This is a genomic window from Nostoc sp. ATCC 53789 (assembly GCF_009873495.1).
Lineage (GTDB): Bacteria > Cyanobacteriota > Cyanobacteriia > Cyanobacteriales > Nostocaceae > Nostoc > Nostoc muscorum_A.
In genome coordinates this window covers 1,325,330-1,350,643 of the sequence record NZ_CP046703.1, presented here as the reverse complement: position 1 = coordinate 1,350,643, position 25,314 = coordinate 1,325,330, and the positions used below count along the sequence as shown (strand labels likewise).

The following is a 25,314-nucleotide window of genomic DNA, read 5'->3' as shown; positions in this document are numbered from 1 at the left end:
AAAACGGCGGAAATAAACCACTCATAAATAAATGAAATGCTTACGCTGTATTCATTTTTAATTTTTAATTTTTAATTCCGCCTTGCGGTACTAGCCTTGCCTGAAGGGGGATAGAAACAATAAATTCAGCCCCTTGTCCTAAAACGGATACACATTCTAACTGTCCTCGATGCTTTTTAGTCACAATCTGGTAACTAATGGATAACCCTAAACCAGTGCCTTTACCAACAGCTTTGGTAGTGAAAAAGGGTGTGAAGAGTTGCGATCGCACATTTTCACTGATACCAGAACCGTTGTCAGCAATGCGAATGACGGCGAAATCGCCTTCAACAGTAGTACGAATTGTAATGATACTTGGCTGAAGTGCGATATCGGCATAAGTCCGATGTTCGTTAAATTCCTCTAAAGAGTCGATCGCATTTGCGAGCAGGTTCATAAATACCTGATTCAGTTGTCCAGGGTAGCACTCTACAGGTGGCAGGTTGCCATATTCCTGTATTACCTGAATTCCGGGAGAATCTGGTTGCGGTTTGAGCCGATTTTGCAAAATCATTAGGGTACTATCAATGCCCTCATGGATATTAACGGCTTTAACATCAGCTTCGTCTAGGCGGGAAAAGTTTCGTAAAGATAATACAATTTGACGAATGCGATCGGTTCCCACTTGCATGGAAGCTAACAGCTTCGGTAAGTCTTCCATCAAAAAATCTAAGTCAATTTCATCTATTTCATTTTGAACTTGAGGTGGTAAATTCTGGTTTTGCTGCTGATAAAGTTGTACTACACTCATCAAGTCTTTGACATAATTATTTACGTAAGTCAGGTTGCCGTAGATAAAGCTGACTGGGTTATTAATTTCGTGAGCAACACCTGCCACCAACTGCCCTAGGCTAGACATTTTTTCGCTTTGCACCATCTGAGACTGGGTAAGCTTCAATTCATCGAGCGTGTGTTCTAGCTGCTTTGCTTTCTCACGCGCTTGTGTTTCCGAAATTTCTAACTCCTGGGAGTATATGTGCAAATTTGTGTAGAGCCGAGCATTTTCTATAGAGATGGAAACTTGCGAAGTTAATAAGTTCAGTACTTCTAATCGATCTGCGGTAAAGACTCCGGTAGTGAGGTTATTTTCCAGGTAAAGAACTCCAGTTAGCTTACCCTGATGAGAGAAAGGCAAACACAAAATTGATTTGGGTTGATTGGCAACAATATAGTTGTCACTTACAAAACGCTCTGTGTGGCTAGCATCGTCTAAAACCAAATTTTCTTTTGTTCTTTCAACATAGTTAATCAGCAAAACTGGTAGCTTATGCTTTACTTGAAACAGACTAGACGATCGCACTGTCACCTCATCTCGATCAATGCTTCCTTCGGCTTCGATCACCCACTGGTTCTCTCGTTTTACAAGTAGATAACCCATTTGGGCACCAGCATTCTCGATCGCGATCGTCATCATTTTCTCCAGCAGAGGATTTAACTCCATCTCGCTTGAGAGTGCTTGAGACGCTTTAATTGCTGTGCTTAAATCTAAAGTTTGGGTTTTAGCTTCAGAAATATCCCGAATCTGCTTTGTAGCCGTACCCCGCCCGTTTACCTCCCCGGCTGGATCTCTAAAAAGTTGGGAGTATTGTTCATCCAGTTGCCGAACTTTACCTGTAGCTTCCCACTTGAGATACCGATAGCGGGCTTCTTTAAAATAAACTTTGGCAAAGTTTATTCTATCCTTATCCAAGTAAAATCGAAATGCAAGTTCGTTTGCTAAGGCTTCATTTTGTAAATAACCATTTTCGGCAGCAGAAGCGATCGCTAAATCGTACAGCTCCATTGCCTGATAATCTTGTTTAGAAATCCGAGCAATTTCAGCTTGAATCAGCAGAAACTTGTGTTGATAATTGGTTGGGCAGTGCATTGCCCATTGCTGGAATTTTTCTAAGTTGGCATTTAGTTTATGCAGATAAATGACTTGAGTTGCGATATCTACCTCCGCATAAGCCCCTGCTAAGGCAATACTTTGGTGAAAATAGAAAACAGGATTAATAAAAATTCCTCGCGCTCCCGCAACAAATTTTTCGGCATTCTCTGCATACTCAACAGCTTTGGTATACTCTCCATACCAGTTACAGAGTGCCAGTTTATAGATGTAAACCACAAATGCACTCAACATATCCGAAGATGCTAACGCAAACTCTAGCACTTGCCGTTCATCTGCCCAAGTGCCAACAAGTTCGTCAATCTTGCCTGCTGGCTTAGTCAAGTTAGCGATCGCTTCCATAGCCAGCAGATGGTAGTTCAACATATTTTTGTCAATCTTGCGGAGGCTAGGAATAAAATCTTTGGCTACTTCTGCGGTTTTTTCTAAAGATTCATTGCCAAATAAGCATTGCCATAAAAAATTAACTGAACAATAACCAGACCATTGATAAGAACCTGTTTCTAAACCACTATTAAATCCTTTTAATAAATAAGGCTTACCCTGGCTAATATGGTCTTTGTAGTGACAGATTAAACCTCCCCACATATTCAAAATATTCGCTTCCAATTCCTTCGTTCTTAAAATTTCATGCAAACGCAGAGATAATTCACCAAATTCATAACCTGAATCTACCTCACCATATTCAAATACTAAGTTGAAAGAATACAGCATGTAACCAAATACAGAAATTCTTGAGTTGCCATACTGAACTGAAAGTTGAGTTATATTCATTGATGTAATATGCAACGCTTTAGATCCTAAAAAGTAGGCAATGGGCCAAACTTCTTTTAAGATGCGTTGAGCTATTAGCTTCTCCTCGTCTTGCATTTGTGGTAATTCTGCGAGACTAAAAGTTGAGCGATCGCCAATAACTTTTTTTGTTTGATTGAGTTTTTCTAATAGATATGCATCATCGGGATAAGCTGCAAACTCAAAACCTAAAAGTTCCAAGGTGTTTAACCCAATTTTATATGCGGAGTTTAAATCATTCTCCATGCGATAACACATAATCCGATATTCATTTACTCGGCACATATCAAGAGTAGTTTGAACCTTGTTGAAAGTCTGCTCAAAAATCAGCAAGGCTTTTTCATAGTTACCATTTAAAAATTCTGCTTCTCCAACTTGTAAATATAAAGTTAATGTAAGTAAATATTTATCTTTCCAGCTATTTACAGGTAGATAATTCATCCCTGTTTCTAGCAATTTGAGCGCAGTTACAAACGCCGAAGATGATTTTGCTCGCTGCCCTGCTTTCAGATTTAATTCTGACAGTTCATATCTTTCTGCTGGTTCCACAATCAATGAACTGCCAGCATTGAGGTGGTTGACGATCTCAAAAAGATGCTCTTCCAACTGGGCTTTTTCACTATTGTGTAATAGTAATTTTCCTACCTTCAGGTGTACTTGTTTTTGCTGGTCGGTTGGAATTAAAGAATAGGCAGCTTGCTGAACGCGATCGTGCAGAAACTTATAGTCAACTTGTACCGCAGTATCGCAGTATGTTGCCAATTCTGACTGATTCAACAATTGAGGAATTTTGTAAGTATCGCTTAAGGGTAGAATTAACCCCGCCCGCAAAGCTGACCATAAATCAATTGCTGTTGCTGATGTAGATTTTTCGTTGACTACAGCTAGGATTTCTAAATTAAAACGGTTGCCAACACAAGCAGCTAATTGTAAAACTTGCTGCGTTGGTTCTGACAATCTCTGAATTTTATTCACCATTAAATCGACTACATTATCGGTAATGGCTTGTTCTTGAATTCTGTTGAGATCCCACTGCCATAAACCCGAACGATAATCAAATGTCAAGAGATTATCTTGATGTAATACTTTTAGTAATTGAGTTAAGAAAAAGGGATTACCTTGGGTTTTTTGAAATAGCAAATCAGCTAAAGGTTCTGCCTGAAATAATTCGCAATTGAACGTATCAGTAACCAGTTGAGTAATATGAGGTGTTGCTAATGGCTTCAAGAGCAACTCTTCAACCGTAGCCCCAGATGCTCGAATTGCCTCTAACATTAGCATCAGTGGATGGGTGGGACTAACTTCGTTATCTCGGTAAGCCCCAATCAGCAAAAGATACTGACTTTCTGGGTCAGTCATCATATTCTCGACCAGGTTCACAGAGGCGGCATCTGCCCATTGGAGGTCATCTAAAAACAGTACTAAGGGATGTTCCGCAGCAGTAAACGCATGGATAAATTGCTTAAACACCCGATTAAAACGGTTTTGAGACTCAGCAACGCCTAACTGCGGTACAGGCGCTTGCTGTCCGATAATCAATTCTACTTCCGGGATGACATCAATAATAACTTGACCATTAGCTCCCAATGCTTGTAGTAATTTATTTTTCCAAACCTCAACTCTGGCTTGGCTTTCAGCTAATAGTTGTCGCATCAATTCTCGAAATGCTTGAATCAAAGAAGCATAAGGAATATCTCGCTTGAGTTGGTCAAATTTGCCACCGATGAAGTAACCTCGTTGCCGCACAATCGGTTTGTGAACTTCGTTAACTAGTGAGGATTTGCCGATACCTGAGTATCCTCCTACCAACACAACTTCGCTGGAACCAAGACTAACTTTTTCAAAGGCAGCCATTAAAGCTGCTACTTCTACTTCCCGACCATAAAGTTTTTGAGCTATTTGGAATTGATGCGAAAAATCCTGTTGACCTAAGCTAAAAAGGTCAATGCTGCCTTTTGTTTGTAGTTGTATTGCTGCTTGTTCTAGGTCAGCCTTTAACCCATAAGCACTCTGGTAACGGTCTTCAGCAGTTTTGCTTAGAAGTTTCATAGCGATCGCAGAGATTGCCAGTGGTACATTAGGATTAATCTCGTGCGGAGCTACAGGAATTTTCGCAATGTGACAATGCACCAACTCCATTGAGTCTTGAGCATTGGGGAAGGGAAGCTGACCAGTCAGCATTTCGTAGAAACTGACACCTAATGAGTAAAAATCTGTCCGATAATCTAAGGTTCGGTTGATACGTCCGGTCTGCTCTGGCGACATATAAGCCAGTGTTCCTTCTAGAAGGTTGAGGCTAGTAATTTCTGGACTTTCTTTGGATAACAGCGAAGCGATGCTGAAATCAATCAGTTTTATTTTTTCGGTATTGGGGTTATAAAGAATGTTTTCGGGCTTAATATCCTTATGGATAATGTGATGGGTATGTAACTCTCCCAATGTTTCAGTAATTTGATTGGCAATATTAAGAAATTTTGTAAGTTCAATCCCTGTCGTAGATATCTGATGTTTTAAGGTTTCTCCACCAAAGTCTTCTAAAACCAGTGCTAGACCATTATTGTAGCCGTTGTCATAACTGATTAATTCATAAGCTCTAATTACACCTGCAATATTCAGATTTTGGATGATTTCGTATTCGTGCTTGAGTTGGGCAATCTCTTTGATACTGGGATACTCTGCTTTGAGCAGTTTGATAACAACTGAGTGTCCGTTAGCCTTGGAGTATGCTCGATAAATTACTGTGGCAGCAGCTTCATAAATTAAACTTGTAATACTATAGTCAGGGATGTGAGCAATTAATTTAAACATTAATACTTGTCTGAATGTTGTTTTTTAATAAATTTTGGTAGTTACTATGATAGTTCCCAGAATTCAAGTCAAGTTAACTCTTCAAATGCTAATTAAATAAAGATTAGCCTCGCTAATCTTTAGCACCACGCAATGACTATAAACTTTCTCTGACAGTGTGTACAGTTCGTTTATTTACGTAATAGTCTAAGTCTAGTTATGGTAAATAACTGGCGAATTTACCTACTTGCATCAATCTAAGAGCCACAAATACAGATTTGTACTGAAGTGAACGATCATCAGCAAATACGCATTGCGATTTTTCAAATTTGGGTAAAACACATCAGGCTTGGTTATTATTGCTGATTTATTGATAGCTTTGTCAAAATCTTGACAAAATTACCCGATTGTCAAATAACTGAGGTGACAGGTTCAATAACGAAGGAGTAAAAATCATGAATAGCAATATTAAGAAACTCACAGGTAAAGTTGCCCTCATTACAGGTGGTTCACGGGGTATTGGTGCTGCGATCGCAAAACGTCTAGCTGAAGACGGCGCAGACATTGCCATCAGTTACGCCAACTCATCTGAAACGGCCGCGATCGTTGTCCGGGAACTCGAAGAAAAAGGCGTTAGTGCCGCCGCCTTCAAAGCCGACCAAGCCGATCCTCTCCAGGTGGGGAATTTGGTTAAGATGGTCGCCGAACGCTTTGGTCGTCTCGATATTCTCGTGAACAACGCTGGTGTATTTGTCCTTGGTGTAGTTGGCGATCCTGCAAGCGATATTGCATCCCTAGAACGGCAGTTTGCGATCAATGTCGGTGGCGTAGTGGCTGCCGTCCGCGCTGCTGCACCACTCATGACTGAAGGTGGACGGATCATCTCCATCGGCTCCTGTGTTGGAACCCATTCGCTTTGGGCAGGAATCTCCGATTATTCAGCAACTAAATCTGCGATCGCTGGCTACACGCGCGGATGGGCACGTGACCTGGGATCGAAGGCGATCACAGTTAACGTTGTACAGCCAGGCCCAATTGAAACTGATATGAACCCATCTGATAGTGATTTTGCGGTAATCCAAAAAGCAGCCACAGCGCTCAACCGCTACGGTAAGCCAGAGGAAGTTGCAGCTGCGGTCGCTTTTCTCGCTAGTCCTGATGCGGCTTTCATCACCGGTGCAACACTTGATGTTGATGGCGGTATGAATGCTTAGATGTCTTAAGCAATTGGGTGCAACAGTCTGCTGTGGCTCTATTAGATGGTCATATTACCAAAGCCCGCGTTTGATTGAGTGGGGGTCTTAAACCCAAGATCCGTTTGGTTAAAACTTATCCTAACCACTCAGGATTTTTGGCTGTACTATCAAATTGGCTAGTGGTTTTAAACAGTTCATACTGACCTTTAAGAGCAGCTTGGCGAGTCCGATTCAGTAATGCTTTAACTTGTTCCTGGCTCATGGGTGTAAAAGTACGTACTGCCTCGAAAGCCTGGTTTAAGATGGGCATACTTTCAATGCCTGTAATCACCGTTGAAGTTGGCAGATTCATCGCGTAATGCAGACATTCGATAGGCTTGACCACATTGCTTTTGAGAATGTTTTGGTCGCCCATTGATTTCATCCCCAGTACAGCAATTCCGTCCTGAACCAGTCTAGGTAAAACTTGCCTCTCAAAACTGCGGAAATGGGCATCCATAACATTTAACGGCATCTGCACTGCATCAAAACGGAAGTTGTTCTGATTGGCAACTTCCAACATTCTCAGGTGTACTAAAGGATCTTTGTGTCCAGTAAAGCCTATGTAGCGAATCTTGCCAGCTTTTTGTGCTTCCACAACTGCTTCCATCGCACCACCAGGGGCAAAAATCCGGTCTGGGTCTTCCATACGAATGACTTCATGATGCTGCAATAAATCAATGTGGTCTGTTTGCAAACGTTTTAAAGATTCATCAATTTGTTTAGTAGCGGCCGCCTTTGTGCGACCGTCAATTTTAGTCATCAGAAAAGCTTTTTGACGATAACCATTTTGCAGAGCTTTACCCATACGAATTTCGCTACCTCCGTTATGGTAATCCCAGCTATTGTCCATAAAATTAATCCCGCGATCGAGGGCAGTATGGATCAGATTAATACCCTCTTGCTCATCTTTTGGTCTACCAATATGATGACCACCTAGACCAATTACAGATACTTGTTCTCCGGTGCGTCCTAGTTGCCTGTAGAGCATTTCACCTTTTTTTATCTGGAGTGGGGTAGGCTGATTTTGCGCTAAAACCTGTTTAGTGAAACCTTGTAAAGCAAATACCCCAGCTCCACCTAAACCAGAAGCAGAAACTAGCTTCAGTAAATCTCGTCTGTTAATATCCACAAATTAATCCTTTTGCCACAGTATGAGAACTTGCCCTGATAGCTAGCTTTGCATGGGAGCAAAATTCGCTGCTTCTAACTGTTGAAGGAGAAAAGCTGTCAAGTAGAGATAGATTTTTGATAAGAGAGGGTAAGAGAAAAGAATATTCCATCACTGTGTAAGTAAAGGAAAAATTGGAGACATAGGAAGCAGAAGAATCTAATAGTCGTCTTCCTGATGTTGTTTCAGTAGTTAAAATGTCAACTCCAACACAGTGCCTTAGTCCGAAAGTGTTATTAGAGAATTGTTTCTAAATCTTGGCAAGTATCATTTGTAGTGCTAAATATTCCTTGCAAAATTTCGAAACATTTAGCGTGTGGCTCAGAAGTTGAGAAATTCCAGAAAATTTCTTTAGAAAAATCAAAATTTCAAACTTGATTGCGATAATAAGTTTAGGTAAAGGCAATAGGGAATAGGGCAGGAGTTGGAAGGGTACTGTTAACCCGTCCAACACAATCGTGTCATTGGGACGGGGCTTCTGACCCGATGAAAGGTCGAGCGAACAAGATCCGCATCTAACCAAAAATCTTCACTGTTGCCTGTTCCTTTGGCCGAAAGTTAGTAACTCAAACCTGTTTATCCTCAAGTGTTAAATTTTCCAGTACTACACATGAGTAGAGCCAATGACTGCTTTATCACCAGATCATTCAATCAGTTCATCAAGTACTCATACTTTAGATATAGCTAGGCAAGAGTATCAATATAACTACAACCATATTCCATCTATTGCGATGGTGGATCAGCTTTCTATTACGGAAGAGTTCACCACTAACTGGTATTTTTTATTAGCCCAGCAGTTACGAGTTATTTTTATCAATACCTTGATTGTCAACAGAGGCAATCAAGATTCTAAATCGATTCGTGATGATGTCGAAAGATTTATTTTAGAAGCCTTGCTTAAGGGAGCAGTACCAGCCCGAATCAGCATCCTGGCAAGAATCCTGCAAATTATCCCTCAGCTTTTGCTCAAAGGGATATCTAAGGATTTTAGAGAACTTGACGAGCTTTTTCATTCTATTCTGAAAGAAAACGGACTTGTGATCCTCAGAGATGCTCTAAATAGGATAATTAACCTTCTATATGAAGGACAGCCTACAGGACATGCAACTAGTCTCAAGGACTACGAAAATTTGTTTCCGGTGATTAGTCCACCAGTGATGCCTACGGCGGGCTACGCCTACGCTAAAACTTACCAGGAAGATGAAGTATTTGCCTACATGAGAGTGGCTGGCTACAATCCCGTCATGATTGAGCGAGTAACTACTCCAAGCGATCGCTTCCCAGTCACAGACGAACATTACCAAGCAGTGATGGGAACTGACGATTCATTAGCAGCAGCAGGACTTGAAGGCAGGCTCTACTTAGCTGACTATAAAATTTTAGATGGTGCGATCAACGGTACATTCCCACACGAGCAAAAATATCTCTATGCTCCCTTAGCACTGTTTGCCTTACCCAAAGGTTCAGACCCCACCCGTCTATTGCGTCCGGTAGCCATTCAATGCGGTCAAACCCCAGGCCCAGATTATCCAATTGTTACCCCTAACTCCGGTAAATACGCTTGGCTTTTTGCCAAAACAATTGTCCAAATAGCAGATGCCAACATCCACGAAGCTGTTACTCACCTAGCAAGAACTCATCTTTTGATTGGTGTTTTTGCGATCGCAACTGCTCGACAATTGCCACTCACACATCCCCTCAGAATCCTGCTGCGCCCACATTTTGACAGCACCTTAGCAATTAACGATGCCGCCCAACGTACTCTCATTGCTCCAGGCGGTGGTGTCGATAGATTACTCTCAGCATCAATCGATAATTCTCGCGTTTTAGCGGTGCTAGGGTTACAAAGCTATGGTTTCAATAGTGCCATCTTACCTAAGCAATTCCAACAGCGCGGTGTGGATGATCCAAATCTCTTGCCTATTTATCCTTACCGGGATGACGCATTATTAGTATGGGATGCTATTTATCAATGGGTTTGGGACTACTTAAACCTTTACTACACCACCGATGAAGACATTCATCAAGACACAGCCCTACAAGCGTGGGCAGCCGAAATCTCAGCTTACGATGGTGGTCGTATCCCCGATTTTGGCGAAGATGGGGGCATAAAAACCCTAAATTACCTAATTGATGCCACTACACTGATTATTTTTACTGCCAGTGCCCAACATGCAGCCGTTAACTTTCCGCAAAAAGATTTGATGGGCTACGCCGCAGCTATACCAATGGCAGGTTATTTACCAGCCTCAACTCTTAAAAGAGAAGTTACTGAACAAGACTATCTTAATTTGCTCCCCCCTTTAGATCAGGCGCAACGGCAATACAACCTACTCAGCTTGTTGGGATCTGTGTATTACAACAAGCTGGGCGAATATCAGCAAGGATATTTTACAGACCAAAAAATAAAACCATTGTTGCAGGCATTCCAAAGTAATCTTCAGCAGATAGAAGATACCATCAAGCAACGTAATTTGCACCGTCCACCCTATGAGTATCTACTTCCTTCTAAAATTCCTCAGAGCATCAATATCTGAATTAGGGACAAATGACAAATGACAAATGACCAATGACAGTAAATATTATGACACTTAAAGATAAAGTTCTCAAAGGTCACGATCGCCAGCTATGGCTTGCACCTATACTAGACAAAGTAGGTTATGACACTGCGATCGGCAAGTTTCTGCGTTTGATTTTCTATTATACAGATGCCTCAATCATACTCAAAGCATGGCGGGACTTTCTCTACATCCGTAAGGACAATATTGGAGACAAATATTTTGCGGTAGACCAAGCAATTATGCATTCCTCTCACTCTCAGGTGAGGGAACTAATGCAAACCCAACCACAACTGCGGGGAAATGATTTAGGCATCATCAGAATATTAGCTCCTAGCTACCTGCTTGATAATCCTCTGAGCTTGGGAACGAACGGTAACGAACACACAGGACTACGTAGTGTAATCTTACAAGCCTTACCAGAACCGTCCCAAAAGATAGACTTCTTAGGGAATCTAGTTGAGCAAAGCTTATTAGAAGCTGCTAAACAAGGCAAATTACATATCGGCAACGATTTGCCAAAGATTATGCTATCAGTTTTGCATCAACTGGTTTTTCAGATATCTTTATCTGAGGAAGAAATCACAGCATCCGATAGTTACATTAAAGGTTTGGTTCTCGCATCCTTGCCTAATTTTATTAACAAGTATCTGCTGGCAATATTAACAGCGCCAAAAATTCGGCATCGTCAATATTTAACCAAGCGATATAAACAATCAGCTAAATGGGCATCTTACTTTGAAACAGGCGCTCAGTATCAATTGAACGAACACCAAATTGCTAATACCCTTTTCGATATGATTCATATCGCTGGTACTGCCGGCACGAGTGCGCTTTTAGGATCAGTTATTGGTGTTCTCTGCTTGAATAATACTCTCAGAAATGATGTAGTGTCAGAAATTAATGCAGTCTGGAATGGTAAGAAAACTTTAGACCCAGACGCTCTAGAACAGTTAACACTTCTCAATCAAGTGATTTTAGAAACGGCTCGTCTCTATCCACCTGTGCGATTTGTTAGCCAACTCACTACTGAAGGGGGTGAAGTTGAGATTGGAGAACAAAAATGTCCATTCCAAAAAGGTACTCGTTTGCTTGGCTCTATTCTTACGGCTAATCGAGATGCCAACAGATACCAAAATCCAGATGATTTTGACCTAACACGGAATTTTTCAGATATTTTATCTTGGAATGGTGAAGGGCATGAGCGAGCCTGTCCTGGTAAATCCTTATCAATTGGCTTTATCAAGATTTTCTGTTTACATCTGTTCCAGAACTATCAATGGGACTCAATTACAGAAGTCAAATGGGATTTTGAAAAAGTGACTGCCGTTACTCCTAATAATTTAGTGCTACAAGGTTTTACTCAACGACTGTGAGTAATAAAGTTAGGATTGGAAATTTTGAATTAGAGGATGTTTGTAAAGTGTTTTTTGAATGTGTATTAATTACGAATTACGTTAGCGTAGCGGGGCGTAGCCCATTACGAACTAAAAATCACTATGGCTGAATTAATTGAAAAAAAGCAACTCGATAATATTGCAACCTGGATGATTCCAATCAAAGAAACAAACTTACCATCTATCCTGAAGGGTGTGTTCTTTATGGATGGTAATCCCCTACCAGATACTTGCATTACTATGTACAATTTGGAATGGGACACACAGAATATAACTTTGGTTTTACCAATTTTTTCACCGTTACAGTGGACTTTTCATAACTCGATTGCGGGTTGGATATTACTACGTTTAATTCAATGGTTTAAAGTAACTTATAAAATTCAATTTGAAGATGAAACGTTGCAACAAGCTCAAATCATCCCTATTTTGCTGGGAATACCAATTTCAACATTGATTGTAAGTTGTACAATGTCCCAAAACAAAAATTCTCTTAATGGAGATATTTGGCACAGAAATAACGTTTGGTTTGGCGGACTTTCTAGGGCTGGTGAGTATACTCTCCGTAAGGTTGTTGATAAAGATGGTTGTTATACTCCTGCTTTTAACGATATGCTTTCTAGGGTGAAAAATGAGTGTTTAGTGATTGCACACCACTCAAATCAACAAAAAGCGATTACGATATCTGAACCTAAATTGTAAAAGGAAATATACCTGATGAACTATTGTGACAATCAAAATCTGCCAGACAATCAACCGTATAAAATTTACGAATTTAAAAAAAACAATCAGGAAAAAATCCCTGGCTATTTAGTAGTTAGTACTGCCAAACTGAACGTTGAGACAGAAGAACAGAATTCTAATAAATATTTATCATTAGTTGCTAATAAAAAGCTTTTTAATATCAATGATGGACAAGCTGAACCTTCAACCCAAGACATGATTGAGAAAATTGCTAAAACTTTGGAATCAAGCCCCGAACCAGAAATTATTATAAATATTCATGGATATAGTTCTACACCATCGGATACAGAGACAGGCTGCAAAAAGATTTATGAATATATTAATACGTCTATTCAGCAACCAAATAAGTATATTTTTATTGGATATAGATGGCCATCGGAAAATCCCACAAAAACGGATGAGTCTGGTTCTTTTGGGCAAAAGCTAATCAACGCACTTTCTTCTCTACCAACTTTACTAGCTATTAATTTAGCTCTGGGACTAACAATTAGTATATGGTCTGCTATAGCTTTATTGTTCCTAAATATTTTGAGTAATGGCGCTGTCCATTTTTTCACAGCAATGTTAATTTTATCTGGCATTGTATCTGCGATTATTTTTACATTAATTATTCTTAGGTTATCTACTTATTTTCGTGATACTTATAGAGCGACTAATTACGGAGTTACAGATTTAGTTGAATTGATTAGACAGCTTGATTATACGGTAAAGCTGCCTCGAAATAAACGGATTAAATTATCTTTTATTGGTCATAGTATGGGATGTTTTGTAGTTACAAATGTAATTCGTATTCTCTCTGATGTTTTTGATGTAAAATCTATTAATAAAAAACCGGATTCGGATATTGGCAATGTATTTAGATTAGGGAGACTTGTGCTAGTTGCACCTGATATTCCTGTAGAAAGTATCTTCCCAGGACGTGCTAATTTTCTTCGTTCTTCTTTACGTCGCTGCGAAGAAGCTTATATATTTTGTAATGAGGGAGACTTAGCGTTACGATTTACCTCTACTGCCGCAAATTATTTTAGTTTCCCAGCGCGAACTCGTATTAGTGGATACAGGCTTGGTAATATAACAGTTAAGCATTTCAACAATAAAAATGATTTAGTGGGTCACGCACCCAGATATGGAGTTGTTAATTTGCAAAAGCAAGACTATGGCAAAGGTTATAGACTTGACAACCCTTATAAATATTTAGAAATCCGTTCTTCTAGTAGCGAACATAGAAAACTTGAAGAGATAACTAAAATGTCAGAAGAGTGGGTACAACCCGCAGATTTATTTACATATTTTGACTGTACAGATTATAAAGATGATCGGATGGATCAGATCGGAATTGTTAGTTCTGCCATCCAAAAGCCAGCGATAAATTTTGGAAATTATATTCTCCTAACCTTGGCATTTATTCGGAAGTCTATTAACAATAGAGATCCTCAAGGTATTGATACCCACACAGGCTATTTTGGAGGCGGTTTTAGTCAAAAAGCCATTTACGAATTAGCTTTTTTAGGATTTCAAGGATTTTTACGATCTTTATCAATTGAGGGAGACGAGTCTGAAGAAATTAGCGCTTTTTCTCAAAGATGCCAAGAAAAGCAAATTCAAGTGATTCTTGCGCCGCAAATTTATCAACAAAAAACTCAACGTTAGACAAGAGATTCCGAAATCATTGGTGATACGGGTTGGCAAACGCGATATCCTCAGTATTCAATCGATAGTACTTGACCCTCTGACTATCCTCCAGTGGTTGCCGCGAATTATTAGACAGTCTGAATTGAGTGAGATATTTTCCCAAAATCCACAGAGAAAATTCATCAAGTAGGATGGTCAGTTTGAGAATCCCCTTAATGTGAGATACATTATGCTAGGAGAATTCCGCCGAAACCAGAATCATCCCCTCGTCGCCTTTAATCTCAACCCCAGCCATTAGATCGATCAACACCACTCTCTGTCCCAATCGATGGCACATAAGCCACACGGTACAATGATTGCTTCAATCAGTGCCAATTCTCAAGCGATCGCATCTGTCGAGTGTATTCCGATTCGCTGGAGGATACAGTTAAAAAGCTAATAAGGAAAATCCTTACAATATTTAAGGATTTTCCTAATTTGATTTTTTTGTATTCAAAGTTAATCTTAGAAAATATGAGCAAATAAATTTTTCATTAAGTAAATTGATAGCTTAAATCACTTTTAAGAAGCTTTTGTCAGGCTGGCTTGTTAATTTCCTGACTGAACTATCTTATAGAGTGCAACAGCTTATCTTTACCACTGTAAGCGCAACTATACTTACTGGTTCTCCGGCAGAACAAGATGGCTTTATACCCAAATAAAATCCGTCTTCTATAAAATAGCCGCCCTCAAATTAAATAATCTTTTAGCTTTAAAAATTGGGACAAAAACAGTATTTACCCTGATGATAGCGGTAAAAAAGATAGTCATCATTAATTAGCAAGATATTACTTGGTACACCACGCTATCGGGGATTAACTAGATAAACATAAATAATCATTGAATAAGAATTCAAGATTTAGAATTCATAAGTCAAAACTAATACTACTAAATGATCCTATTTAGTGTCAGTGTTAACTCTAGTTTGTCACTTTCAGAAAATAATAATCGAAGCCAGATTCGGAGAATTTGATTCCGTAAAGTACTAAGGCTTTATTTTCTAATAAAAACTAAGATTTGTAGACAAAAAATAGAATTCAAAACCTTGTAATCCTTTCATTGATTGAATTCTCCTAAAGTGACACAAGATAGTTAAACCCCTTTATTCAGATATTTACTGACTCCCTACTGCTAAGAAGCACCGCTTATTCGGTCGGAATAACCAACTGAATTCTGACCCCTTAGCGGAGCGTCTCCGGCTTTGCTCGTGATTCCTGAATTCTTTTTTGTAAATTTAAGGAGAATGGTGTTGGTGAAACAAGTCATTATTGAGAACTCTATTTCTAAGCAACAAATATTAAACAAGCCTGTAAGTATAATCTCTGGACTACGACCTCTGGCATTCGGCTTTGTTTTAGCAGCAGTATTATCTAATTATCAGCAGGTCATTGCCCAAACTCCAAATCCTGACACCCTACCACCCGGTCGGTTAGAAGAAGTTCCGGTAACACCCTTACCCACTGACGTGTTGCCACCAACAGATAACAATCAATTAGTCCCTTTGCCCACAATACCAGATGAGTCAATTCCAAATCAGGATGACTCTAACGCTAAATTTCGGGTAGAGCGGATTGAAATTGTCGGTAGTACAGTTTTCAAACCAGAGGATTTTGCCAAGATTACCAATCCCTTTGTCGGCAAAGAAGTGACATTTGCAGAATTATTGCAAATCAAAGATGCGATCGCTAAGCTTTATATTGATAACGGTTATGTAACCACAGGAGCATTGATTACACCGCAGACACTAGAAGCAGGAACAGTAAAAATTCAGGTAATCGAAGGCAGTCTGCAAGAAATCAAAATCATTGGTAACAGACGATTACGTAGTCAATACATTCGCGATCGCATTCAACTAGGTGCTGGTAAACCCCTAAACGTACCCCGCCTCCTAGAAAAACTCCAACTACTCCGCCTCGATCCACGGATTCAAAACCTCTCAGCCGAATTACAAACAGGCGTGCATCCGGGAAGCAATGTATTGCAAGTTGAGGTTGAAGAAGCAGACACTTTTAAACTGACGGCAAGCTTAGATAATGGGCGATCGCCAAGTGTGGGTAGTTTTCGCCGGGGAGTGGATCTGCAAGAAGCCAATTTATTGGGTTTGGGCGATACTCTGAGTGTAGGATATGCCAATACTGATGGTAGTAATAGCATTAATGCCAATTACACACTACCGATTAATGCCCACAATGGCACTATCTCCTTTGGCTTTAGCCAGGGATGGAACCATGTTATTGAAGAACCATTTAGCGTCCTTGATATCCAATCAGATTCTCAATCTTATGAATTAGGATATCGCCAACCACTGGTGCAAAAACCAACCCAAGAGTTGGCAGTTGGGCTGTCATTTTCGCGCCAATCAAGCCAAACTGAGTTGGGTATTGATAATATTGGGCCGTTTCGCCTCTCACCAGGTGCAGATGAGAACGGAAAAACGAATATTTCGACTCTGCGGTTTTTTCAAGAATATACCCAGCGAAGTAACAACTATGTCTTCGCGGCGCGATCGCAATTGAGCTTTGGGGTAGATTGGTTTGATGCCAATGTCAGTGAGAATGAACCAGATAGCCGCTTTTTCGCGTGGCGGGGACAGGCGCAGTGGGTACGACAATTAGCACCAGACACATTATTTTTAGTTAGGGGCGATTTCCAATTAGCGGCAGATTCCTTGGTGCCTTTAGAGCAATTTGGTCTTGGTGGACAACTAAGTGTCCGGGGCTATCGCCAAGACGCATTACTTACAGATAATGGTCTGTTGTTTTCGGCAGAATTTCGAGTCCCCATTGTCCGCGCCAATAAGATTAACGGGGTGCTGCAACTTACACCCTTCATTGATGTGGGTAAAGGTTGGAACGTCAACGGCGAAAATCCATCGCCAAGTACCCTTGTTAGTACAGGGTTGGGGCTGTTGTGGAAACAGGGTGATGACTTATCGGCTCGTTTAGATTGGGGTATTCCTTTAATCTCGGTGGATGGTGAAAAGCGATCGCTCCAAGAAAATGGTTTGTACTTCTCACTCCGTTATTCGCCATTTTGACCTGGATTTTTCACTTGTGATAAATCAAGGAGTGTGGGAGGTGTGGGAGGTGTGGGAGGATGGGGAAGAAATCTTACCCCCCACACTCCCCACACTCCCCTGCCTACAGTATCGTGAGAAATCCGGGTTTGAGGCGATGTTTCAAAACTATACCGTTTTGGGCAACCTAAAATGCAAGGTATAAATAAAGGCTTGACAATGGGTGCGACCTCTATTTGGTTGGTTCTGTGCGCTGGAATAGTGCCGTTGATGGTAATGCCAATTTGGTGCAGCTCTGTGAGTGCCCAGATAACTCCTGATAGCACTTTAAATACTACTGTCTCTCAAAGTGGCGATAACTTCACCATCACCAACGGTAATCGAGTTGGCAACAACCTCTTCCACAGCTTTAGCCAATTTTCAGTTCCCAGCAACGGCTCGGCTCTTTTCAACAATGCCGCAGATGTGCAAAATATCTTCAGTCGCATTACTGGAGGCAGTGTTTCCAACATTGATGGTTTAATTAAGGCCAATGGTAGTGCTAATCTTTTTTTGCTCAATCCTAGTGGAATTATCTTTGGAGCAAATGCCCAACTTAATATTGGCGGTTCATTTATCGGTACGACAGCCAATAGCATCAAGTTTGCCGATGGTGTTGAGTTTAGCGCCATTAATCCCCAAGCTAACCCCTTATTAAGCATCAATGTTCCGATTGGGCTACAAATGGGTAATAATCCCTCATCAATACAAGTTCAAGGTACAGGACATGCCTTAACTATTACCACTATTTTGGCTCCTTTAATTCGCACTCCTAGTCCAACAAAATTGCAAGTACAGCCTGGAAAAACTCTGGCGTTGGTGGGTGGTAATCTGAATTTGAATGGAGCAACCCTAAACGCCGAAACAGGACAAATAGAATTAGGTAGCTTGGGAGGTTCAGGATTAGTTACTTTAGTTCCAAACACTCAAGGCTATACGCTTAGGTATGAAAACGGGCAAAGCTTTGGTGATATTCAACTAGCACAAAAGTCACTGCTAAATGTGAGTGGGGTAAATTCGGGTTCAGTTCAGCTTCAGGGACGCAAGATTAAATTCACTGATGGATCGCTAGTACTGACAACAAATCTCGGCAATCTCCCCAGTGGTAACATCCACCTTCAAGCATCAGAAGCGATTGATATTATTGGCACAACATCCGATGCCAAAATTCGGAGTTGGATTCGTAGCGAAGCCTTGGGCATAGGAACTGGTGCAAATATCTATATCATCACTCCTCGCTTAACGCTTCAGGAAGGTTCAGGGTTGAATAACACAGCATTTGGAGTTGCAAACAGTGGCCAAATCCAGATTGAAGCCTCAGCAATAGAATTATCTGGCTCCTCGGCTGTTAATCCATCTGGTGTTACCAGCATTGCCACTACTGCCCGAGGTACTGGGACAGCAGGTGATATATTTGTCAATTCCGATAGCTTACTAGTGTCTGATGGTGCCTCATTATCTTCATTGACATTTGGTCAAGGCTCTAGCGGTCAGGTAAATATTCGCAACCGCGAAACTACAGTTAGAGGAGACAACCCCGCCGGACTTTACAGCAATATTAGCGTCCTCACCTACGGTACTGGCAGCGCCAAAACTTTGACACTGAATACTGCGAGGTTACAAGTGTTAGATGGAGGAGTGGTTGCTGGAACTTCGTTTTTTATCGGTAATGGGGGAGATATTAGTGTAAATGCCACAGAATCTATCCAAATCAGTGGTCGCAGTCGATTAAATCAAAGCAGCATCAACTCATCCGTTCTCAAGTCAGAACCATTAATCCGCAAGTTATTTGGTTTGGCAGATATACTGACGGCAAATGCTGGTAATGTCAGCGTGACTACACCTAATCTGATATTGCAAGATGGCGGTACTTTGAGCGTTACTAACCAAGGTACTGGTAATGGTGGCAATCTGAACATCACAGCCGATCGCATCCAATTAAAAAATCAAGGCTTAATTCAGGCACAAACAGAATCTGGCAATGGTGGCAACATCGGCTTACAAGTAGAAAAGTTGTTGTTGATCCGCGATCGCAGCCAAATAACTGCAACGGCTGGCGGTTCGGGGGATGGGGGCAATATCAATATTAATGCACCTATTGTTGCTGGTTTAGAAAACAGCGATATTATTGCTAATGCAGTTAAAGGACGTGGGGGTAATATTCAAATTGCTACACGGGAAATTATTGGCTTACAATATCGTCCTCAAATTACTGCTGAAAATGATATTACTGCTAGTTCCCAATTTGGTGTTAACGGTACGGTAGATATTAACAATTTTGGAGTTGACCCCAATTCCGGCTTAGTAGAATTACCAGTAAAATTAACAGACTCATCACAGCAAATTGCTACAAGTTGTTCTAGTACTACTGGCAGCAGTTTTGTCACTACCGGAAGGGGTGGTATACCGCAAAATCCAACGCAGGAAATTGGCAGCGATCGCACTTGGTCTGATATCCGCGATATCTCTGCATACCGCAAAACTGGCGAAGTCAAAGCACAAATTCCCACATCATCAGGGGTTCTTCTTCAAGCCACTTCTTGGCATCGCAATGCTGACGGCAAAATTGAGTTAATAACAGATAAATCTCCCGTTCAGGTGCAACAGGCATTAGACTGTGCTGCTATTGGCAAAAGTTAATTTGCCCCAGAAATTCCAATAGCTTAATAGCGATCGCAAGTATTCCAAATACTTAAATATTGACCTGCAAGCTGATGTTAAGAGCGATCGCGCCTAGGGAATAATGAAACTTAGATGAAATGAGACCAAGTGATGAAAACACGCTCTGTTGGATTGGGTTTGGTTAATGGAATGTTGACAAGTGTCATGCTATTGCCATTAGGAACAATATTTCTTTGGAGTGGCTCTGTCAATGCTCAAATCACCTCAGATGGCAGTCTCAACACCACCGTTTCCCAAAATGGCAATAATTTCACGATTACCAATGGTAGTGCCGCAGACAGTAATCTCTTTCACAGCTTTGGGCAGTTTTCTGTTCCCACTGGTGGTTCAGCCACATTCAATTTAATTAACACCCCGAACATCTCCACAATTTTCAGCCGAGTCACAGGGGGTAGTGTTTCTAATATAGATGGCTTGATTCAGACTCTTAATAGCACCAACCCTGTTAGTCTATTTCTCCTTAATCCTAGCGGCATTCTCTTTGGCTCTAATGCCAGCTTAAATATTAGTGGGTCATTTGTTGGGACTACTGCCGAGAGCATAAAATTTGCGGACGGATTCAAGTTTAATGCCAATGATGCCGCACCACCGGCCTTATTAACTATGAGTGTGCCAGTTGGATTGCAACTTGGAGCCAATGCCGGAACCATTCGCACCCAAGGAACCCCAGCACTCAATTTCTTTTTTCGCCCATCACAAATGTTCAAGGCTAAAACTGTGGCGTTGGTGGGTAGTGAAATCGACATCAATCAAACCAGCCTTGCTAATCCTGACGGAAGAGTTGAATTATGGGCATTGCGGAATGCTGAGGTTGGTTTGAATAATCAAGCTGGATTGCAACTAACTAGCCCTGCTTTGGCTGACTGGGGAACAGTTTCGCTCAGACAATCTTCACTCATCGATACAAGTGGGATTAATGGCGGAGCAATCAACATTCGAGGGCGGGGTTTGACCGTTGCCGATGGTTCAGGAATTAGTTCTGCTACTGGTAATTTTGGACAAGGGCAGGGTATCACCGTCAAAACAACGGAATTTGTAGATTTATTGGGAGCCTCTGTCCCAGAGAATTATGACACCCCTGGATTATTCACTAGTGTATCGGGAACTGGGGCAAAAGCAGGAGACATTAACATTGAAACTGAACGTTTACGGATTCTGAATGGAGCTTGGTTACAGTCCATTAATAATGGCTTTGCCTTTGACTTTTCAACTTTTCAGTCAACCCCAATCAACGATACTAGTACTGGAAATATTACTGTTCGTGCTAAAGATGTGGAAGTGAACGGATACAACCCATTTCTTTCTCCTTTTACTGGTATTGCTAATTTCCGACCTAGCGCTATTACTACTTTGGTAAATGGTGGTAACAGGAATAATAGTGGCAGGATCACCATTGAGGCAGATCGAGTTCGTCTGCTCAACGGAGGTCGCATCAGTACAGATATCCTTGGCTTTAACTTTCCTGGTTTTGAGTCCATTACTACTGGCAATGCAGGGGACATCTCGATCCGATCTGCTGAGAGTCTCGAAATTAAGGGGGTCACACCTTCTGGGTTGACTGGTGCTGTCATCAGTGCAATTCAAGGTTTTGCAAAAGGTTCAGGCGGCAATATCACGATCGACACTGGACGTTTGCAAGTAGCAGATGGTGGGGCTATATCTAGTGCGCTATCAGGTACTGGCAAAGCTGGAAATATCGAGATTTATGCAAAAGATGTAGAAGTCAGCGACCCTGCGATCGATAGTTTTAGCAATACATTTAGTGGTATCACTGTTGCAGTAGCGAAGGATGGAGTTGGTCAGGGTGGAAATATTAACCTGCAAGCTGAACGCCTGCGTGTTTTCGACGGTGGACAGATCACCTCATCCAGCTTGGGACAAGGATCTGCTGGCAGTGTTAATTTACGGGTTAATAATATTGATGTGCAGGGCATCTCTCAACCTTTAGCTGATGGTCGGATACTGCCCAGTACTATCACTGCATCCTCAGCAAATGCCTTTACTGCTCGGTCAGTAAATATCACAGCTGACAGCTTGAGTGTTCGTGATGGGGCGGAAATTACCGTCAGCAATTCTGGAACAGGGGATGCGGGTAATCTCAATATTAACGCTCGTAATATCTTTTTGGATAATGGAGCAAACCTGCGAGCTGAAGTGAATGGAGGTAGTCGTGGTAACATCCGTCTCCAAGCAAGTGATTTTCTCTTGTTGCGGCGTGGCAGTAGCATCATCACTAATGCTCGTGGTGCTTCTACAGGAGGCAACATTGATATTAGTGCAGGGTCTATTATCGCTGTCCCAACAGAAAACAGTGACATTTCAGCAAATGCTGTACTCGGACAAGGCGGCAACATCCAAATCACTACTCAAGGCATCTTCGGATTGGAATTCCGTGACCAACTCACTACCGATAGTGATATCACCGCCAGTTCACAATTTGGGGTAAGTGGCACTGTTCAAGTTAATACTATCGGTGTCGATCCAAATTCTGGCTTAGTTGAACTACCAGCAAATGTCATCGATTCATCTCAACAAATAGCCAGTGGTTGTTCTGCAAACCAAGGTAGTACTTTTGTGGCAACAGGACGGGGTGGTGTGCCGCAAAATCCAACTCAGGAAATTAGGAGCGATCGCACTTGGTCTGATATCCGCGACATCTCTGCATATCGCAAAACACAGCCACTACAAGCCCAAATTCCCCCATCCTCAGAGGTTCTTGTCCAAGCCACTTCTTGGCATCGCAATGCTGACGGCAAAATTGAGTTAATAACAAATAAATCTCCCGTTCAGGTGCAACAGGCATTAAACTGTGCTGCTGTTCCCAAGAGTTAAGATGGTAATGGGCAGAAGTTAGACTGATGAGATAACCGATATATTGGCAGATTTGTTGTGATTTATGACTGTAAAACTCCAGACAGAAAACGATGATTTACAGGCAAGCACCAGTATAGAGATAAATCAAGAAACAGAAAATGAAAAAGTTCTCTGTTCTCATTGTCAGCGCACCGCTACGAACGGTATTAAATGTAAAGGAATTTGTGTAGCTGACAATGACTATTAAGGGAGAACCCTAAATTTGCAATCATGGGCAGGTAAGATGCCTAATACCAATTTTTTATGAAGCTGCATAGAATTCGATCCCCCCTAGCCCACGCCAGTCGCTCCACTACAGCGCTTCGCGCATCCTGCGGCGGGGGAAACCCCATCGCTTTTAGCGTCTCCCCTTGGGAGAAGACCGCGCTGGCTCCCTTAATAAAGGCTACGGTGTACACACAAGTCTTATAAAGTTGTCTAACAGTGTTTCGATCCCCCCTAACCCCCCTTAAAAAGCAGGGCTGATTCATCCCCTAAAACCTGTAAAATAGCAAGTGTTTAGGGGATAAAAATTATGGGTGCGAATCTAATCGAACAGTTAAAGCAAGTGGAAGACTTTAGGACAAAAGATGGTCGAAGACATCCACTTTGGTTGGTTTTATTGTTTGTAATAATGGGCACTATGAATGGATATGTGGGATATCGTGGGTGGGGAGATTTTGTGAATAGGCATAGTCGGGTATTAATAAAGAAATTTGGTATCCAAAAACATGGAGTTCCATCTTATTCAACTATCCGACGTGTAGTGATGGGAGTAGAGTTTGATAAGCTGGCGGAAAAATTCAATGATTGGGCTAAAAGTTATGTTGAAATAGAAGAATTAGAATGGTGTGCTATGGATGGGAAAAGTATTAAGGGGACGGTGAAAGACTACAATTCATCTCAGCAAAATTTTGTCAGCATAGTATCAGTATTTGCTTGTAAAAGAGGGCTGGTCGTCGGGATGAAAAAATTTGAAAACCATGATAAAAGCGAAATCCAGGTTGTACAAGATTTAATTACAGCAATGGATCTACAAGGTGTGGTTTTCAGCTTTGATTCCTTACATTGCCAAAAAAAACTTGTGAGATGATTATAAAAAGTTGTAACGATTACGTCATTGCAGTTAAAAATAATCAGCCAAAACTACATAGCCATATTCAACGCATTGCTGCTCTGAGAAAACCAACAAGTCGTATAGTTGAGACAGAGAAAATTAGAGATAGATTGACAACACGTACTGTAGAAGTATTCCATGAGATCAAGGGAATTGATCCAAAATGGATAGGGATAAACTCTTTAATTAGAGTGGAAAGAGTTGGAACAAGAAAAGGCAAAAAATATCACGAAATTGTCTGTTATATTAGCAGTCTGCTCGGTACAGCTAAAGAATTTGCTATCGGTATTCGCGGTCATTGGGGTATCGAAAATCGCCTCCACTGGGTGAAAGATGTTGTTTTCAAAGAAGATAGTTCCACAATCCGTATGGGTAATGCTCCGGCAAATCTTTCCATTACCAGAGCAATCGCACTCAACATCATTCGCCGCAATAGTTATGCTTCTATAACAATTGCTCACAGATTTCTATCTCATGATATTGACAAACTCCTTGCCCTTGTGGAATGAATCAGCCCTGCCCTTAAAAAGGGGGGAAATTTCTTCAAGTCCCCCTTTTTAAGGGGGATTTAGGGGGATCAGATGATTTGTGTGTACACGGTAGCTTAATAAAGGGGGGAACCGGAAAAACATCTATCAAAGTCCCTCTTTTTAAGGGGGATTTAGGGGCATCAAGATATGTGCAACTTCATATTAAATTGGTATAAACCACAAAAGTTTGATGAAATTTGGTTATGCAAATTAGAGGTGTTTTCGCTTAATGCTGTTGTTCACAGAATTAAACAATCCGGTTGACAATTGTCCACACTTCTAAATCAGAGCGGACATAAGGAACGGAGATTGTTTTGAACCCAGTAATGAAAGGCTTGTAATAAATCTGCCAATACATTGGACTCAGTTCATTGGCACAAGCTTTAAGAAAACGGACTTCTGCCGCCAATTCCCCAGCCAGTTGATTAATGCGTTGAGCATGAACCTGTGCCACTTCTTTCGCTTCTTCTAACTCCTGCTGTTGGATAAGTTGTTTTGATGCAACTTGCGATCGCACTAACTTACCTTGTTTTTGTTTGATCTGGAATTCCAAAGCTGCGATCGCAGCATCAATGCCCTGGAGTTCAACTGATAATTGGGCATTTTCCCTGGCTTGACGGCGATATGCTTCAACCATTGCCTGGGGTGAATCATTCTCGCTAGAGATGACATTATTAATAGTGAGTGCAGCGCGTTCTTCTAAAAGAATTTCAATTTGAGAGTTAAGCGCCGCCATTTCAGCCTGAATTTGCTCCATAAATCGAGTTTTAAGTGCTGAGTTTTAAGTGCTGAATAAAA

General features: G+C 41.2%; 14 protein-coding genes. 11 read left to right on the top strand and 3 right to left on the bottom strand.

The genetic code is table 11. The features are described 5' to 3' along the window. Positions 1-64: 64 nt before the first annotated feature. Positions 65-5,527: an ATP-binding sensor histidine kinase gene (locus GJB62_RS05410; protein WP_114085826.1), complete on the bottom strand. Its 5,463-nt coding sequence runs from the start codon at positions 5,525-5,527 to the stop codon at positions 65-67. A gap of 434 nt (positions 5,528-5,961) precedes the next feature. Between GJB62_RS05410 and GJB62_RS05405 the strand changes: the two genes are divergently transcribed. After that, positions 5,962-6,720 carry an SDR family oxidoreductase gene (locus GJB62_RS05405; protein ID WP_114085827.1) on the top strand — a complete coding sequence of 253 codons (759 nt, stop codon included), beginning with the start codon at positions 5,962-5,964 and terminating at the stop codon, positions 6,718-6,720. A 115-nt stretch (positions 6,721-6,835) separates the two neighbouring features. On the opposite strand, the gene GJB62_RS05400 is transcribed toward GJB62_RS05405, so the two are convergent. Next, complete coding sequence (locus GJB62_RS05400; RefSeq protein ID WP_114085828.1) at positions 6,836-7,873, bottom strand: aldo/keto reductase; 1,038 nt, start codon at positions 7,871-7,873, stop codon at positions 6,836-6,838. 662 nt (positions 7,874-8,535) lie between these two features. Here GJB62_RS05400 and GJB62_RS05395 point away from each other — a divergent pair. From GJB62_RS05395 to GJB62_RS05355, 10 genes are all read left to right on the top strand, one after another. Beyond that, positions 8,536-10,449, top strand: coding sequence for a lipoxygenase family protein (locus GJB62_RS05395; protein ID WP_114085829.1), 1,914 nt, complete (start codon positions 8,536-8,538; stop codon positions 10,447-10,449). Between the two features lie 32 nt (positions 10,450-10,481). Beyond that, positions 10,482-11,846, top strand: a complete 1,365-nt coding sequence (locus GJB62_RS05390) for a cytochrome P450 (protein ID WP_114085830.1) — start codon at positions 10,482-10,484, stop codon at positions 11,844-11,846. 123 nt (positions 11,847-11,969) lie between these two features. Then, on the top strand, positions 11,970-12,566 hold the full coding sequence (locus tag GJB62_RS05385) for a hypothetical protein (protein ID WP_114085831.1): 597 nt from the start codon (positions 11,970-11,972) through the stop codon (positions 12,564-12,566). A 15-nt stretch (positions 12,567-12,581) separates the two neighbouring features. Beyond that, positions 12,582-14,258, top strand: coding sequence for an alpha/beta hydrolase (locus GJB62_RS05380; protein ID WP_114085832.1), 1,677 nt, complete (start codon positions 12,582-12,584; stop codon positions 14,256-14,258). 1,264 nt (positions 14,259-15,522) lie between these two features. Beyond that, positions 15,523-17,316 carry a ShlB/FhaC/HecB family hemolysin secretion/activation protein gene (locus tag GJB62_RS05375; RefSeq protein WP_114085833.1) on the top strand — a complete coding sequence of 598 codons (1,794 nt, stop codon included), beginning with the start codon at positions 15,523-15,525 and terminating at the stop codon, positions 17,314-17,316. Positions 17,317-17,565: 249 nt separating this feature from the next. After that, complete coding sequence (locus GJB62_RS05370) at positions 17,566-19,974, top strand: S-layer family protein (RefSeq protein ID WP_245246175.1); 2,409 nt, start codon at positions 17,566-17,568, stop codon at positions 19,972-19,974. Positions 19,975-20,106: 132 nt separating this feature from the next. After that, positions 20,107-22,848 (top strand): S-layer family protein, encoded by a 2,742-nt coding sequence (locus GJB62_RS05365; RefSeq protein WP_114085834.1) that lies wholly within the window; start codon positions 20,107-20,109, stop codon positions 22,846-22,848. Between the two features lie 64 nt (positions 22,849-22,912). After that, positions 22,913-23,077, top strand: a complete 165-nt coding sequence (locus GJB62_RS36590; RefSeq protein WP_167755973.1) for a hypothetical protein — start codon at positions 22,913-22,915, stop codon at positions 23,075-23,077. A 327-nt stretch (positions 23,078-23,404) separates the two neighbouring features. After that, positions 23,405-23,962: an ISAs1 family transposase gene (locus GJB62_RS05360; RefSeq protein WP_114081705.1), complete on the top strand. Its 558-nt coding sequence runs from the start codon at positions 23,405-23,407 to the stop codon at positions 23,960-23,962. Further along, positions 23,959-24,495, top strand: a complete 537-nt coding sequence (locus GJB62_RS05355; protein ID WP_159402451.1) for an ISAs1 family transposase — start codon at positions 23,959-23,961, stop codon at positions 24,493-24,495. The genes GJB62_RS05360 and GJB62_RS05355 overlap by 4 nt, the downstream gene beginning before the upstream one ends. 268 nt (positions 24,496-24,763) lie before the next feature. Here GJB62_RS05355 and GJB62_RS05350 read toward each other — a convergent pair whose 3' ends face one another. Continuing rightward, entirely contained in the window at positions 24,764-25,273 is a 510-nt protein-coding gene (locus tag GJB62_RS05350; protein WP_114086224.1) for a hypothetical protein, read from the bottom strand. Positions 25,274-25,314: the final 41 nt, after the last annotated feature.